Genomic DNA, 15434 nt, shown 5'->3' with positions numbered 1-15434 from the left:
ATGTATGGCTTGAGGGCCTCTTCGCCGGCAAGCCGGCTCTGCGGGAGAGGGCGTCATTGAATGTGGCGCCGAGCTCAGGGTTTGCCGTCCAGCGGGTCGCGACGTGCCAGTTCGGCTTCATCCAGACCACTGCCACCCCCAATGTCCGTGGCATCGACAATACTCAGATCCCAGTCCGCCGGTTTATCGGCGCCGATTTCCCGGGCAGAACGGGCCCCATCCTCGCGGATCAGGGTTTCCGGGCTCAGGTCGTCGTCGCTGGAGCCGTCGCTGGTGAGGCCGGTGCTGCTGAGGGCGCCGGGTTCGTCGTCATCGAAATGCAGTTCCTCCATGGACCCCATGCGATCCTGATCATCGTCGATCGGCTCGGGCTGGGGCGCGTTGAAGGGGCGTCGTGATTCGGTCATGGCGATTGCTCATACTTTTAGGGGCTTACAGGGTGGACCCACAGCCCCGGTGAAGATTCCCCGGCAGGGATAACCGGTATCTGCCGTTATTGGCGTGACCTCGACAGGCACTCGTCTGTCAAAGCTGCGCATCATTCTTGAGGCTTCACAGCATGAACGAACTACAAGATCTGATTGATAACAACGCGCGTTGGGCCGAAGCGATCAAGCAGGAAGATCCGGAATTCTTCTCCAAGCTGGCCCGCCAGCAGACTCCGGAGTACCTGTGGATCGGCTGCTCGGACGCCCGGGTGCCAGCCAACGAGATCGTCGGCATGTTGCCGGGCGACCTGTTTGTGCACCGTAACGTGGCCAACGTCGTGCTGCACACCGACCTCAATTGCCTGTCGGTGATCCAGTACGCGGTGGATGTACTCAAGGTCAAACACATCCTGGTCACCGGCCACTATGGTTGCGGCGGCGTGCGCGCCTCGATGCAGGATCGCCAGTTTGGCCTGATCGATGGCTGGCTGCGTTCGATTCGTGACCTGTACTACGAGCACCGCGAGGCGCTGGCACAACTGGCCACTGAAGAAGAACAAGTCGACCGCCTGTGCGAACTGAACGTGATCCAGCAAGTGGCCAACGTCGGCCATACCAGCATCGTGCAGAACGCTTGGCATCGCGGGCAGAGCCTGTCGATCCACGGTTGCATCTACGGGATCAAGGACGGTCGCTGGAAGAGCCTGGACACGACCATCAGCGGTTTCGAACAACTGCCACCGCAATATCGCCTGCGTCCCCTCGGCGCCGTCTGAATGCGGGCTGGCCGCTGCGTGAAGGCGCAGCGGCCAGCGGCGGACTTCAGAGGTGCGGCACCTCGGTGCTTGGCGCCGGTGCCGGTGCCTTGAGCTGCTTGAGCTGGGTCGTGACCGGTGCGCTGCTGCACTTGGCCGCGGCCTGTTGCTCGGTCAGCTTGCGTACCGAGGTGTAGAACAACTCGCAGGTCTGCTCTTTTTGCGTCACCTGCCAGGTCTGGGTGCAACTGCTGAGCAGGGTGCTCGGGTCCGTCCCCGGCTTGCTGCCCATACCGGCCTGCCAGCAGGCCGCACTCAAATCCTGTCCCATGACTTTCAGCCCTGCGGCGTCGGCCTTGGCCTCGTCGTTGTCATAGTTGTCCGGGTCCGCCGCGTACCAGATGTAGCTCGGGTGGTTGGAGCCCAGTACCGGCACCTTCACGCCTTCGCTGGGGCTGATCTGCGCCAGGCCCAGCACATTCACCGTGACCCCATATTGCTGCTTGAGCCAGTTACGCACGGGCGCACCGAAAGCCACCATCGGCAAGGCCGCGCCGCTGGCGTTCTGGCTGACCTGCTTGACCATGGTGGTCTGGTAGTTGTTGAAGTAGCTGTAGACCCCTTCCAGGTCCTTGCCGGCACTCGATGGCGCGGCGATCGGTGCGATGTCGACAATGGTCTGGTACGCCGGCGTTTGCTCTGCGGCAATGCCGTTGACGGTGAGCAGGGTAGCCCAGCGGTCGGTGGTGGCCGACTCCAGGTAGTCCTGGGCCTGGGTCAATGAATAGTCCGGCGGGAAGTGCAGCAGCTCGACGCTCTTGCGGTTTTCCAGGGCCATGCCCAGAGGCAGGAACAGGTACCAGCTGTAGGCCCATTTGCCATCGGCATTGAGCTGGCTGGCGCCTTTATAGGCCAGGTCGCCGGCATCGAGCAGGGCGCTCAACGGTTTGTCGTAGCCCTCGGGCACGCCGCTGATGGAGGCGACAACCTTGTCGTTGGCGGTTTTCACGCTGACCTTGGCCGCGCTGTAGCCATCGCGCTGCACGCTTTGGGTCAGGTAGTGCTCCACCGTCTGCTCCAGGGTCCAGTTGCGATAGCAGATCACGTTGCAGTTGTTGGGGTAGGCGAAGAGTTGGGTGACACGTTGCGGACTGCCCAGATCGACCTCGACATCGGCCATGACGCTGGTGCTCAACGCGGCGGCCGCCAGGGCCAGGGAGATTCCTGCGAATTTGAACATGCTCAGATCCTTTTCAGCGTGAACCCCATGCAGGGGGGAAGGGCATTGTGTAAATGAACGTTCGGCCCGTACCTGTTCAACCAGGCAGCAAGCGTGTCAGAGGATAGGCGGGATAATGGATTCGGCACGCCAGGATGATGCCGCTCATGAGCAGCAGGAAAATAACTTGCAGTGGGCTCCAGTGGCTCCAGTGCAACGCAGTCAGGTAAGGGTGTCTTTCACTGAAACCTGGGTCCAGATGCCCGATCCGTTTGTCATGCAACAGGCCGATCAGGATGAAACCCGAGTATCCGGCCATCCCCAGCGGTCCCAGCAAGGCCGCGAAAACTGCAAGCATCGCCAACTGGGGGACTGCGTGGCGCAATATCAACCACTCGCCATGGGGATTCAGACGTCTGGGCAGCAGGCGTTCGCTGAGCCACAGATCAAGGGCAATCATCTGATGAGATGTGGGCACCCAGAGCAGGAGCATGATCAAGCGTGCCACCGCCGTGGGAATCAACGCGATCGTTCCCCCGAATAACAAGGCAGGCATTGCTGAATGATCCTCCTGATTAAGGAAGAACAGGGTCAAGGCCAGAGCCAGGGCAGCCCAGACCCTGATCCAGGTCTGCGCCGCTGGGGGCCGAGGCATGAACTTGCGCCAGAAGAAAACGTCGCTACAGGGCAGACGCTCGATCAGTTGCGGGTAACGCCTGCTCAGGGTTTGCGCAAGATCCTGGCAGGCGACCCAGTGGTCTACGCCGAAGTCCAGGATCAGGTTCTGCTGTTGCCGGCGTGACAAGGGATTGAGCAGCAGTTGCGCCGCCTGAACTTCAGGTGCCCAGGTCTTGTGGTCTTGCGCCTTGGCTTGCAGGGCGTGGAAGAAGGCTTCCTGCTCACAGCGTTGGATCAGGCTATGCCAGATCCAGGCGGGTTCCGGATGGACCCCGCAGGCATCGTCCCAGCCCAGGAGTTGGCAGACTCGGTCGAGCAACGGCAGGGTCCACTGAGTGTCGTACAGCAATTGCATGACGATTCGTTGCCATTCCTGTCGACGGTCGAACACCTGCATCCAGGGCTGTTTACTGTAGGTTTCGAGGGAATGGAGGAATTCCGGTTCCTGCCGGGTTTCCAGAAGCTCTTGCAGGGTCTGCCGGTATTGCTGCAACAACCCGCTGGTCAGCGCCTCTTCTTCCCAGGGTGTCATGTGCACCTGCTGCCAGGGTGTCAGCCATTGCAGGTGCTGCACCGCCCAGGTGGTGATGGCAGTGCGAAGCCCTGGCTGTTCGAAGCAAAGACGCAGCAAACCGGCTTCAAAAGCTGGCGCACAATCCAGGTCCAGGGCCTGTTGCCAGCGCTGTGGCAGTGTGTGCCGACTCAGGTTCAGCAGCAGAGGCTGTGCCGGGTCGTCGGTTTGCCGGGTGATTGGCAGCGCTTGAGCCGCGGGTTGGATCTCCAGCAGTTGCGACCAATGTCGAAGGTTGGCGTCATTCGCCGGTGTCATGGTCGGGAGCGTGCTGGCTAGCGTCGTGTGGGAAGTCGGTCGTTCTTGTTCCTCTTCGCGCCAGCGTGCCAGTTGCAGCGCCCGCTCGTAGGCCTCGCGCAGACGCTGGAAGCCTTCGGCATCCTCATCGGGACGGGTGGTTTTCAGGCGTTTGGCGTAGCTGCGCTTGATGCTGCGCTCATCGGCATCGTCCGGCAGCTCCAGCAGGGTCCAACAGTCCATGTCGCCGCTCCTCAGTGCCAGTGGCCGTTTTCCAGTCTCTGCAACTGTTCACTGAGTTGGTTGCGCACTTCGCGGATCTTGCGCTCGTCCTGGGTGTCCAGCACTTGCTGGAATTGCCCGGCCCAGTAGCCGATCTGTTCGCGCAATTCCCCAAGGCTTTCCTGATACAGACGTTCCAGCCGAGCGCTGAGCAGCGTGTTGACCTGTTGGTCGCGGGGATGAACCTTCAGTTGCTCCAGGGCCTTGAGCCGCTCCTGGATTTCTTCCGGGGTCAGCACGCCGGGGTTGTTCTCGATCACCAGGGAACGGCTCTCACCGGTCAGGGGAATGCTCACCTGGGCTTCCAGCAGGCCGTTGATGTCGTAGGTGAAGCGCACGTCCAGCGAGACTTCACCGGCCGGGCGCTTGGGCACCTGCATTTCCAGCTGGCCGAGGGCGACGTTGTCGCGCACCAGGCGGCTCTCGCCCTGGAAAATCTTCAGCAGCACCTGTTCCTGGTTGTCGTGCAGGGTTTGCACGGTCTTGACCCGGCTCACCGGCACCACGCTGTTGCGCTCGATGATCGGCAGGTAATGCCCGCCCTCGATCTGGTTGCCGTACTGCTGGGAGGTTTCGATGCCCAGGGTGTAGGAGCAGACGTCGGTCAGGACCACTTCTTCCAGGGCCGCGGAGCGTGCCTTGAGGGCGGCCTGGACCGCCGCGCCCTGGGCCACCACTTCGTCGGGGTCGAGGCTGATGGAAGGAAAGCGCCCGAACAGCCCCGCCGCCAGCTTGCGCACCAGGGGCATGCGGGTGGCGCCGCCCACCAGGAGGATTTCATCCAGGTCGCTGACGCGGATTCGCGCATCGCGCAGGGCCCGCTCGATGGGCGCCCGCAGGCGTTCCAGCAGGGGCGTGTAGAGGTTGGCCAACTGCGCCTGGGTGATGGTCTGGGTCCATTGCCGGCCATCGACGCGCAGGCTGAACTCGGCGCTGGGTTCCTGGCCCAGGGCACGGCGTACCCGTTCGGCTTCCCGGCGCAGGGCCTGGAGCACGCTCTGGCGCTCGGGAAAGTCCGCCGCCCGGCCTTGCTGTTCGATGAAGTGCTCCAGCAGCAGGCTGTCGAAATCCTCGCCGCCGAGGAAGTTGTCACCGGCGCTGGCGCGGACTTCCATGACCCCGTCGAACAGCTCCAGGATCGACACGTCGAAGGTGCCGCCACCGAGGTCGAAGACCAGGAACGAGGTTTCCTTGTCGCGCTGGTGCAGGCCGTAGGCCAGGGCCGCGGCAGTGGGTTCGTTGATCAGCTTTTCCACCTTGAGCCCGGCCAGCTCACCGGCGATCCGCGTGGCCTTGCGCTGGGCGTCGCTGAAGTAGGCCGGCACGCTGATCACCGCCTCTTCCACCGGCTCGCCGTAGGTGCGCTCGACATCCTCCTTGAGGCTCTTGAGCACCAGGGCCGAGAGTTCTTCCGGGCGAAACAGACGATCCCCCAGACGCACTTCGGTGGCGCTGCCCATGTAGCGCTTGAACAGTGCGGTGGTCAGTTGCGGATGGGTGTGCAGGCGTTCCCGGGCGGCCTGGCCCACCAGCACCCGGCCCTCATCGTCCAGGCCCACCACGCTGGGGGTCAGGAGCTGGCCCAGGGCGTTGGGCACCAGCTCACTGGCGGTGTCGCGCCAGACCGCCACCAGGCTGTTGGTGGTCCCCAGGTCGATGCCTACGATCATGACGACGAACTCCCTTTCCAATCGGAAAACTGATGAAACAAATAGGTGGCGCGCAGGATATTACCCGCCGGGTGGATGGGTAAAGTGCGTGATGTCACATGGCTATTATTGGCGCCGATGCCGCAGAGCCGAAGCGGATCTTGAGCTTCGGTTCTGCGGTGGCTGGCGGGCCTGTTGCGGGCCCCGCCGGGGTCAGACGCTGAAGTGCAGGGCGTTGGTCAGATCGCCCATGGGTGTCTGGCCCCGGGCAATCATGGCCTCATCACGTTCCTTGATGCCGTCCAGGGTTTCCAGCTGGAACACCCGGGTGATCAGCCGCAGGATCGAGGCCGTGTCATACACCGTGTGATCCACCGTGCCCTTGCGGGCGAACGGCGACACCACCAGCGCTGGAATCCGCGTGCCCGGGCCCCAGCGATCGCCCTGGGGCGGCGCCACGTGGTCCCACCAGCCGCCGTTTTCGTCGACGGTGACGATCACCACCATGTTTTTCCATTGCGGGCTTTCCCGCAGCACTTTCAGGGCCCGGTCGATATGCCGGTCGCCGGCGGCTACGTCGGCATAGCCGGCGTGCAGGTTGAGGTTGCCCTGGGGTTTGTAGAAGGTCACCGCTGGTAGCTTGCCGGCCTCGGCGTCGGCGAAGAACTTGTTGGTGCTCGACTCGTCTCCCAGGCCGCCGTCGCGCAGGCGCTTGGCACGCTCGGCCGGATTCTCCGGACCTTGGCGCACAAAGTAGTTGAACGGCTGGTGGTGGTACTGGAAGTTGGGGATCTTGGGAATCCCGCCGGAATCCTTGAACTGCTCCAGGGTCGCCTGCCAGGCGCCGCCGTACCAGGCCCAGTCGACGTTCTTCTTCGACAGCTTGTCGCCGATGTGCTCGTGGGTCTGGGGCACCAGTACGCTGGGCAGGTCGGGCTTGGCGTAGTCCGGGCGCTGCGGGTCGCGGATCCAGGTCGGCCAGTAGGGCGGGGCCATGGTATTGACCGCGTAACCGTCAGGGGTCAAGGCGCTGGGACCGAACTGCGGCGCACCGTCCATGGCACTGGCCGGGGACTTGTCCAGGGGCTTGAGGCGCGTGCCCTTGGGGTCGTCGCCCTGCAAGGTGGCGATCTGCGACTTGGCCACCGAGTTGGCCGCGTCGGGGTAGAACGGCACCTTGGCGCTGATCAGGTACTGGTGGTTGAGGAAGGAGCCGCCAAAGGCGCCCTGGAAGAAGTTGTCACAAAGCACGAACTCTCGCGCCACATCCCACAGGCGCAGGGAGTAACGGGTCTGGGCGTAATGCCCCATGGTCAGGGCACCGGAGTCGGCCCAGGCCACGAAGCCATCGTTCTTGCCGCCGTTGATCTGCATCTGGTTCTGGTAGAACACATGCCACAGGTCGCGGGTCACCAGGCCCAGGGGCAGGTCCTCGCCGCTGGGGCCTTTGAGGGCGAACGGCGCATTGGGCAGGTTTTCCTGGAACTGGGTTTCCACCGGGTAGGTGATGCCGTCCAGGGTCTGTGGCCCCACTTGCAGGATGCCGCCCCAGATGGGCGGCAGTTTCGACAGCAGGCTGCCATCGCGGTCCCGTTGCTGGAACGCTTCGGGCTTGAGGGCCGACAGCGGTTTTTCCACGCCGGGGAAGTTGGCGAACAGGTTGTTGAAGCTGCGGTTCTCGGCGAACAGCACCACCACGTTCTTCACCTGATCGCGCAGCGCCTTGTCCAGCTCAGTAGGGGAGAGTGGACGTGCATCCGGTTTGCCAGCGGGGTCGCCGGGCTTGCTGCAGGCGCTCAGGGTGGCGCCGACCCCAAGAACGGCAACGCCGCCAAGGAAGCGGCGGCGGCTGGTGTCGGTGGGTTGGTCGGCGTTGGTTTCGGGGGTGTCGCGCTGGTCGGTATCGTCGCTCATGTCGGCTCCTTGCACGTCGATCTGGAAATTCGTTACAAACTATTTCGGTGGCACGGTAACAACCGAATATGACGCAAAGACTACAGGAATGCTTCAGGAGTCCACTGCGATGGCCTCTGAAAAGTCTGAAATCCGCGTCGAGAAAGACTTATCCACAGGCCCGCTCCGTCTTGGCGGAGCGGGCTCGGCAAGCCTTCAGGGGATCACGGGCGGCAAGTAGGCCAAGGTGGTGCCCAGGGCCCAGAGCAGGACCAGCACCAGCGGGGTGTGCACCAGCAACTGGACGAAGGAGAAACCGATCAGGTCCCGGGCCTTCAAGCCCAGTACTCCCAGCAGCGGCAGCATGTAGAAGGGGTTGATCAGGTTCGGCAAGGCCTCGGCGGCGTTGTAGATCTGCACGGCCCAACCCAGGTGGTATTGCAGGTCATTGGCCACCTGCATCACATAAGGCGCTTCGATGATCCACTTGCCGCCGCCCGACGGAATGAAGAAGCCCAGCACCGCCGAGTACAGGCCCATCAGCAGGGCATAGGTGTCGTGGGAAGCGATCTGCACGAAGAAGGTCGAGATGTGGTGGGCCAGGGTCTGGCCGTCCACGCCCTTGACCACCGTCATCAGCGCGGCGATCGAGCCATACAGCGGAAACTGGATCAGCACCCCGGTGGTGGTAGGCACCGCCCGGGCCACGGCATCGAGGAAGCTGCGGGGCCGCCAGTGCAGCAGGGCGCCGGCCATCAGGAACAGGAAGTTGTAAGTGTTGAGCCCAGAGATCGCGGTGATCGCCGGTTTGGTGGCGAACTCGTGATACAGCCAGCCGGCGGCCAGCAGCGCCAGGAGAATGGTCAGCAACGGGCTGTACTCCAGCCACTCGCCGGGGCGGGTCCGCGGTTGCGGCTTGGGCATGCTGAAGCTCGGGTCGACCCCGCAGGCCTGGGCATCCCGGGCACTGTTAGGCCCCGGGGCGGTGGCGTAGGCGACGATCAGCGAGACGACGATCAGGGCCAGCAACAACACCCCCGACTGCCAGAGAAAGATGGTTTGGGTGAAAGGAATCACCCCGGTGATGGCCAGGATCGACGGCGGCAGGCTGCCGGGGTTGGCCTGCAACTGCGCGGCCGAGGACGACAGCCCCAGGGCCCAGACAGCGCCCAGGCCCAGGTAGGCGGCGGCCCCGGCGGCGCGGTAGTCCATGCGCAGTTCGGTGCGTCGGGCCAGGGCCCGTACCAGCAGGCCGCCGAACACCAGGGACAGGCCCCAGTTGAGCAAGGAGGCGACCATGGAAATCAGCGCCACCCAGGCCACCGCCGAGCGGCCGTTCTTGGGAATGCGCGCCAGCTTGTCGATCAGTTTCACCGCCGGCGGCGAGCTGGCCACCACATATCCGCCGATGACCACGAAGGCCATTTGCATGGTGAAGGGAATCAGGCTCCAGAAGCCGTCACCGAAGGCCATGGCGGCATCGGTGGGCTTGGCGCCCATGGCCAGGGTGGCCAGGGTGACGATGATCACCGCCAGTGCGGCGAACACCCAGGAATCGGGAAACCAGCGTTCAGCCCAGTTCGAACAGCGCAGGGCAAAGCGGGCGGAGCGGCTATCTTGAATATCAGCGGCCACGTCAGTACCTCGGATTTCTTATGTTTATAAGGAAGACGGCCGCCCCAGGCTGAGGCGGCCGAGAACTGTGCAAGAATGCGGCAATTGCCACGGACTGCAAAGGACTCAAAGCCGATGTCATTTTCCCCCGAAGAACGCGCCGCACTGCTCAAAGTCAAGGGTGTCGGGCCCACAGTGGTGGGGCGCCTGGAGCAATTGGGGATCATTTCCCTGAGCCAGTTGGCCGCCGCCGATGCCCTGGACATCGTCACCCAGGCCTCGGCCCTGGTGGGCTCCAGCTGCTGGAAAAACAGCCCCCAGGCCCGCGCCGCGATCCAGGCGGCCATTGCCATGGCCAAGGCTCGTCTATAGCCCGGATCGCCAACGACTGATGGTTGTTCCTCGGGACGATTGCATAGACCATGTGCAGCCTTGCTGATTGCCACCCTCCGAGTTGCTTTTATGACCCCTTCCACTGAGTCGTCGCCGGCGCGCTTTTCCCGCGCCGACTACAAGACCCTGGGCCTGGCCGCCCTGGGCGGCGCCCTGGAAATCTACGATTTCATCATCTTCGTATTTTTCGCCCTGACCCTGAGCCAGCTGTTCTTCCCTCCGGAAATGCCCGAATGGCTGCGCCTGCTGCAAAGCTTCGGGATCTTTGTCACCGGCTACCTGGCCCGGCCCCTGGGGGGCATTCTCATGGCCCACTTCGCCGACCGGTTGGGGCGCAAGAAGGTCTTCAGCCTGAGCATCCTGATGATGGCGCTGCCTTGCCTGCTGATCGGCATCATGCCCACCTATGCCCAGATCGGTTACTTCGCGCCCTTGCTGCTGTTGGCGCTGCGCGTGCTGCAAGGCGCCGCCGTGGGGGGCGAAGTGCCCAGTGCCTGGGTATTTGTCGCCGAGCACGCGCCACGGGCCCATCGCGGCTATGCCCTGGGCTTCCTCCAGGCCGGCCTGACCTTCGGCTACCTGTTGGGCGCGCTGACCGCGACCCTGCTGGCGCGGGTCTTCAGCCCCGAGGAAATCCTCGATCATGCCTGGCGCTACCCCTTCCTGCTGGGCGGGGTGTTTGGCGTGATCGGCGTTTGGCTGCGCCGTTGGCTGAGTGAAACCCCGGTGTTCGTGGCCCTGCAGAACCAACGCGACAGCGCCGGCGAATTGCCCCTGCGCACCGTGCTGCGCGAGCACCGGCTGGCGATCCTGCCGGCGCTGATCCTCACCTGCGTGCTGACCTCGGCGGTGGTGGTGTTCGTGGTCATCACCCCGACCATGATGCAAAAGAGCTTCGGCATGAGCGCCAGCCATACCTTTGCCCTGAGTAGCCTGGGCATCGTTTTCCTCAACATCGGCTGCATCCTGGCCGGGCTGATCGTCGACCGCCTCGGCGCCTGGCGCACGGTGATGCTCTACAGCCTGCTGCTGCCCCTGGGCATCGCCGTGCTCTATGGCTGCCTGATCAGCGGCGGCGAGTGGATCGGCCTGGCCTACGCCATCGCCGGCCTGGGCTGCGGGGTGGTGGGGGCGGTGCCATCGGTGATGGTCAGCCTGTTTCCACCGCGGATTCGCGTCTCGGGCATTTCCTTCACCTACAACATCGCCTATGCCCTCTGGGCCAGCACCACGCCGTTATTGCTGATTGCCCTGATGCCCTGGAGCCCATGGATCTGCGTGATCTATTGCGCGGTGATGGGGGCGGTGGGGGTGGCCAGTGCCAGCTACTTTGGTGGGCGCGTGGGCGAGGCTCGGCACGCGTCGGCGCAACCTGATGGGGGCTACTGATCAGCTTCGCGAATTTTCTTCAGCGGGTGCGATTATTTGGGTAGCAGTTGGTCCAGGTAGCGGGTGCGCTCGTTGCTCAGGCGGGTCACGCAGCGGTTGATCAGGGTGACGTGGGCCGGCTTGCCCGGTTCCACTTCGAAGGCCTCCAGCACGCAGCTGCTGTCGCGGTATTTGATCCAGGCACGCTGGGCATTCTTCAATTTGCCGAGGTATTCCTGTTCTTGCAGCAGGCTGCTGGGATACAGGTTGTGGACCCGCACCAGCAGTGCCTGATAGCTCTGGTTGAGCGCAGCGTCGGCGCGATCCTTGTCCTGCCGGGCGCAGCGATCGATCTGTTCGCTGACGCTGATGTGCTCGCAGTCCAGTGCTGCGGCCTGGGCAGGCGCCCAGCCAGCGGCACTGGCGAGTACGGCGATGACAAGGCCAAAGATCCAAGGCTGATGAGGCATGTCGGTCCCTTGCGCTGAGAATGGAGCAGGCATTCTACAGAGCTGTTGCCAGGGAGAGCATGTGCCTGCTCCTGCAAGGCGTGCCGGACGGGATCGAGATCGAGCAGATGGAGCCGGTGGGGCATCAGCAGATGCATGAGCAAAAAGGTGGTCTGGCCGGCGAGGCGATCGTGCGGCTCAGTCGCGCTCTTCGAGGACGTAGCCCACGCCCCGCAGGGTGTGGATCAGTTTGCGCTCGAAAGGGTCGTCGATCTTCGCTCGCAAGCGGCGGATCGAGACTTCCACCACGTTGGTGTCGCAATCGAAGTTCATGTCCCAGACAAAGGAGATGATCTGGGTCCGGGACAGCACTACGCCGCTCTGACGCATCAGCAGGTGCAGCAGGGCGAATTCCTTGGTGGTCAGATCGATGCGTTGTTTACCGCGAAAGGCCCGGTGCCGGCCCTGGTCCAGTTCCAGGTCGGCGACCCTGAGCACGTCGGGCACCGCTGCCTGTTCGCTGCGGCGCATCAGGGTGCGGACCCGGGCCAGCAGTTCGGGGAACTCGAACGGCTTGACCAGGTAGTCATCGGCCCCCAGGTCCAGCCCCCGGATCTTGTCCGCCAGCCGTCCCTGGGCTGTGAGCATCATCACCCGGGTGTTGCTGTCCTGGCGGATCTGGCACAGCACGCCCCAGCCGTCGATCTGCGGCAGGTTGACGTCCAGAATCACCAGGTCGTAGGCGTGCTGGCGGGTCAGGTGCAGGCCATCCGCGCCGGTATTGGCACAATCCACCACATATCCACTTTCAGTCAGTCCCTGATGCAGGTAGTCGGCAGTTTTAAGTTCGTCTTCGATAACCAGGATACGCATGCTGATGAGGTTCTCGGCGATAAGGGGCAGTAAAAGAAAGTTGCTGTAAATGACTGGATTAATAATTTAAAAGTGCACTTTCATGCAGGCAGCTTGAGACGCACTTAACTTTGTGTGGAGCGTTTTAAAGTGCGTCTGGAATTGTCTTTGGATGGCGGAATGTTAATACAGAATGTTGATGCAGAGCCTTTGCTAACGGATTTGTAATCTTTGCGCCACCCTGCTGATAAGCAGCGAAAGTTACCCTTGGTCGATATTGAAACTCTCCCAGTCAATGGGCGAACTGTTGCAGTTCCATATCGGCCAGGGCGCTGTTGAATAACCACCGATATGTTCCGCTGCACTTTCGCAGAAACTTTGCCTCTATAGGGGCCGGAACCTGTTATGCCGACTTTCCCGAGAACACTTCCCCGGGCAGCCTGGCGCTGCTCTGCGGCGCTGCTGCTGGCGCTGCTGGCGCAGTCCCCGAGTGCTGCCGAGCCATCCGCGCTGAGCCTGGATAGCGCCTTGGCCAATGCCTTTGCCAACAACCCCGAACTGGCTGCCGCACGCTGGGAGATCGAGATCGCCCAGGGCGCTCGCCAACAGGCCGGGCTGATGCCCAACCCGGTGCTGTCGGTGGATGCCGAGGACACCCGCAGGGATACCCGCACCACCTCGGTCAAACTCAGCCAGGCGCTGGAACTGGGAGGCAAGCGCGGCGCTCGGGTGGAGCTGGCCAGCCGCGGACAGGCGCTGGCGGCCCTGGAACTGGAGCGACGGAGCAACCAGCTGCGTGCCGATGTCCTGGAGGCTTTCTACGCCGCCCTGCGGGCCCAGGAGCGCACGCAACTGGCCGGGCGTTCCCTGGCCCTGGCCGAGCGCGGTGTCACGGTGGCCCAGGGGCGGGTCAATGCCGGCAAGGCCTCGCCGGTGGAGGCCACCCGGGCCCAGGTGCAGTTGGCGGAAGTTCGCCTGGAACTCAATCGTGGCCAGATGGAGCAGGACAATGCCTATCGGCAGTTGGCCAGGGTCACGGGCGCTGCCACCACGGACTTTGCCGCCGTGCAGGAGCCCTCGCTGTCGGTGGTCACTCCGCCGGCTTCGGCGCAATTGCTGGATCGGTTGCAGGAGACCGCGGAGCTGCGTCTGGCGGAGCAGGAGATTGTCCAGCGGGAGGCGTCCCTGGGCCTGGAAAAAGCCCAGCGCATTCCCGACCTCGACGTCAGCGTTGGCAGTCAGTACGACGCCAGTGCCCGCGAGCGGGTGAACCTGGTGGGCCTGTCGATGCCGCTGCCGCTGTTCAACCGCAACCAGGGCAATGTGCTGTCCGCCGCCCGGCGCGCCGATCAGGCCCGGGACCTGCGCAACGCCACCGAGCTGCGCCTGCGCAGCGAAACCCGCCAGGCCCTGGAGCAATGGAGCACCGCCAGGGGCGAGGTGCAGTCGTTCAACCAGATCATCCTGCCCGCAGCCCAGCGCGCGGTGGACAGTGCCACCCGGGGCTTCGAGATGGGCAAGTTCAGCTTCCTCGAAGTACTGGATGCCCAGCGCACCTTGATCAGCGCTCGCAGCCAGTACCTTGCCGCCGTGGCGCAAACCACCGATGCCTGGGTGCGGATCGAACGCATCTACGGCGACCTCAGCCGTTGGTGAAAGCCTGGTTGAGGGGCCTCGCGTGCCTGGCCGCCCTGCTGGTCAGCGATTGCAGCGGTGCACCGCTGGCGCCGCCGGATGAGCCGCCCCGGCACTGGTGCGTCCATGAATGGCACCGGGCTCTCGACGAACTTTTCTTTCCGCCTACCTCGTAAGGCGCTTCTCGCGCTGCCGAACATCGATTGTCAGGAGCACCCATGGATAAAAAACGCAGCCTTGTCATGGCCATTTCAGCGGTGGTCGGCCTGGGAGCGGCAGCCTTGCTGCTGCCGGACCTGTTCGCGACTCCCGCCCGCACCCAGGCACCTGCAGTGGCAGAGCCGGCCGGGCATGGCGAAGACGAACCTGAAGGGCATCTGGAGCTCAGCCCCGAGCAGATCCAGGCGGCCGGTATCGAGCTGGCCGAGGCCGGGCCCCGGCGCCTCAACCGCCTGCTCAGCCTGCCGGGGGAAATCCGCTTTGACGAGGATCGCACCTCCCACATCGTGCCCCGGGCTGCCGGCGTGGTGGAGTCGGTGCAGGTCAATCTCGGTCAGGTGGTCAAGCGTGGCGAGTTGCTCGCGGTCATCGCCAGCCAGCAGGTGTCTGACCTGCGCAGTGAATTGGCGGCTGCCGGGCGGCGGGTGGAACTGGCCCGTACCACTTTCGAGCGTGAACGCCAGTTGTGGGTCGACCAGATTTCCGCCGAGCAGGATTACCTGCTGGCGCGGCAGACCCTGCAAGAAGCGCAAATCGCCCTCGACAACGCCCGGCAGAAGATGAATGCCCTGAGTGGCAGCGCGCAGTTGGTGGGGGGCAATCGCTATGAAATGCGCGCGCCGTTCGATGGTGTGGTGGTGGAGAAACACCTCAGCGTCGGCGAAGTGGTGGACGAAACCAGCGCCGCTTTCACCTTGTCGGACCTGTCCCGGGTCTGGGCCACCTTTGGGGTGTTTCCCAAAGACCTGGACAAAGTCCGGGTCGGTCAGGCGGTGCATGTCAGCTCCAGTGAGCTGGGGACCCAGGTCCAGGGCCAGGTGGCCTACGTCGGCAACTTGCTGGGGGAGCAGACCCGGACCGCCACCGTGCGGGTGACCCTGGCCAACCCCGATGACGCCTGGCGTCCAGGGCTGTTCGTCTCGGTGCAAGTGGCCACCGAGGCCTTCGAAGCGCCGGTCAGCGTGCCGCAGACGGCGATCCAGACCGTGGAAGACCGGCCTTCGGTGTTTGTCCGGGTTGCCGAGGGCTTCCAGGCCACGCCGGTGGTCACCGGGGCCACTCAGGACGGTTTCGTCGAGATCCGCGAAGGCCTGGCCGCCGGTGCCCAGGTCGCCACCCGTGGCAGCTTCACCCTCAAGTCCGAGCTGGGCAAAGGCTCGGCCGACCATGGCCATTGATCGGTCACAGCACA

The 15434-nt window shown here is 63.8% G+C and carries 13 protein-coding genes; 5 read left to right on the top strand and 8 right to left on the bottom strand.

All coding sequences use genetic code 11. The features are described from left to right. Positions 1 to 74: 74 nt before the first annotated feature. The gene (locus tag ACMGF8_RS31015; protein WP_047306113.1) at positions 75 to 407 is read right to left on the bottom strand and encodes a hypothetical protein; all 333 of its coding nucleotides are present in this window, start codon (positions 405 to 407) and stop codon (positions 75 to 77) included. 152 nt (positions 408 to 559) lie between these two features. Between ACMGF8_RS31015 and can the strand changes: the two genes are divergently transcribed. Further along, positions 560 to 1204: a carbonate dehydratase gene (gene can / locus ACMGF8_RS31010; protein ID WP_016963568.1), complete on the top strand. Its 645-nt coding sequence runs from the start codon at positions 560 to 562 to the stop codon at positions 1202 to 1204. A gap of 46 nt (positions 1205 to 1250) precedes the next feature. Here can and ACMGF8_RS31005 read toward each other — a convergent pair whose 3' ends face one another. The 5 genes from ACMGF8_RS31005 to ACMGF8_RS30985 form a co-directional block, all read right to left on the bottom strand. Beyond that, positions 1251 to 2423: a hypothetical protein gene (locus ACMGF8_RS31005; protein ID WP_102880979.1), complete on the bottom strand. Its 1173-nt coding sequence runs from the start codon at positions 2421 to 2423 to the stop codon at positions 1251 to 1253. A gap of 76 nt (positions 2424 to 2499) precedes the next feature. Continuing rightward, positions 2500 to 4131 carry a J domain-containing protein gene (locus tag ACMGF8_RS31000; protein ID WP_416758298.1) on the bottom strand — a complete coding sequence of 544 codons (1632 nt, stop codon included), beginning with the start codon at positions 4129 to 4131 and terminating at the stop codon, positions 2500 to 2502. Positions 4132 to 4142: 11 nt separating this feature from the next. After that, positions 4143 to 5840: a molecular chaperone HscC gene (locus ACMGF8_RS30995; RefSeq protein WP_207166557.1), complete on the bottom strand. Its 1698-nt coding sequence runs from the start codon at positions 5838 to 5840 to the stop codon at positions 4143 to 4145. A gap of 192 nt (positions 5841 to 6032) precedes the next feature. Further along, positions 6033 to 7733 carry an acid phosphatase gene (locus ACMGF8_RS30990; RefSeq protein ID WP_102860195.1) on the bottom strand — a complete coding sequence of 567 codons (1701 nt, stop codon included), beginning with the start codon at positions 7731 to 7733 and terminating at the stop codon, positions 6033 to 6035. 195 nt (positions 7734 to 7928) lie between these two features. Beyond that, positions 7929 to 9347: a short-chain fatty acid transporter gene (locus tag ACMGF8_RS30985; RefSeq protein ID WP_102860196.1), complete on the bottom strand. Its 1419-nt coding sequence runs from the start codon at positions 9345 to 9347 to the stop codon at positions 7929 to 7931. A 114-nt stretch (positions 9348 to 9461) separates the two neighbouring features. Between ACMGF8_RS30985 and ACMGF8_RS30980 the strand changes: the two genes are divergently transcribed. Both ACMGF8_RS30980 and ACMGF8_RS30975 read left to right on the top strand, forming a co-directional pair. After that, positions 9462 to 9698, top strand: coding sequence for a Pathogenicity locus (locus ACMGF8_RS30980; RefSeq protein ID WP_102860197.1), 237 nt, complete (start codon positions 9462 to 9464; stop codon positions 9696 to 9698). A 90-nt stretch (positions 9699 to 9788) separates the two neighbouring features. Beyond that, complete coding sequence (locus ACMGF8_RS30975; protein WP_102860198.1) at positions 9789 to 11108, top strand: MFS transporter; 1320 nt, start codon at positions 9789 to 9791, stop codon at positions 11106 to 11108. 32 nt (positions 11109 to 11140) lie between these two features. Here ACMGF8_RS30975 and ACMGF8_RS30970 read toward each other — a convergent pair whose 3' ends face one another. Both ACMGF8_RS30970 and ACMGF8_RS30965 read right to left on the bottom strand, forming a co-directional pair. After that, complete coding sequence (locus ACMGF8_RS30970) at positions 11141 to 11557, bottom strand: lysozyme inhibitor LprI family protein (RefSeq protein ID WP_115580937.1); 417 nt, start codon at positions 11555 to 11557, stop codon at positions 11141 to 11143. Between the two features lie 177 nt (positions 11558 to 11734). Continuing rightward, positions 11735 to 12409 carry a heavy metal response regulator transcription factor gene (locus tag ACMGF8_RS30965; RefSeq protein ID WP_102860200.1) on the bottom strand — a complete coding sequence of 225 codons (675 nt, stop codon included), beginning with the start codon at positions 12407 to 12409 and terminating at the stop codon, positions 11735 to 11737. 384 nt (positions 12410 to 12793) lie between these two features. On the opposite strand from ACMGF8_RS30965, the gene ACMGF8_RS30960 reads away from it, so the two are divergent. Both ACMGF8_RS30960 and ACMGF8_RS30955 read left to right on the top strand, forming a co-directional pair. Continuing rightward, positions 12794 to 14044: a TolC family protein gene (locus ACMGF8_RS30960; RefSeq protein ID WP_416758294.1), complete on the top strand. Its 1251-nt coding sequence runs from the start codon at positions 12794 to 12796 to the stop codon at positions 14042 to 14044. A gap of 197 nt (positions 14045 to 14241) precedes the next feature. After that, positions 14242 to 15420, top strand: a complete 1179-nt coding sequence (locus ACMGF8_RS30955) for an efflux RND transporter periplasmic adaptor subunit (RefSeq protein ID WP_250329651.1) — start codon at positions 14242 to 14244, stop codon at positions 15418 to 15420. The last annotated feature ends 14 nt before the right edge of the window (positions 15421 to 15434 follow it).

Source organism: Pseudomonas sp. BNK-7, from assembly GCF_048072025.1.
Classification (GTDB): Bacteria; Pseudomonadota; Gammaproteobacteria; order Pseudomonadales; family Pseudomonadaceae; genus Aquipseudomonas; species Aquipseudomonas danubii.
This window is presented reverse-complemented; position numbering and strand designations above follow the sequence as displayed.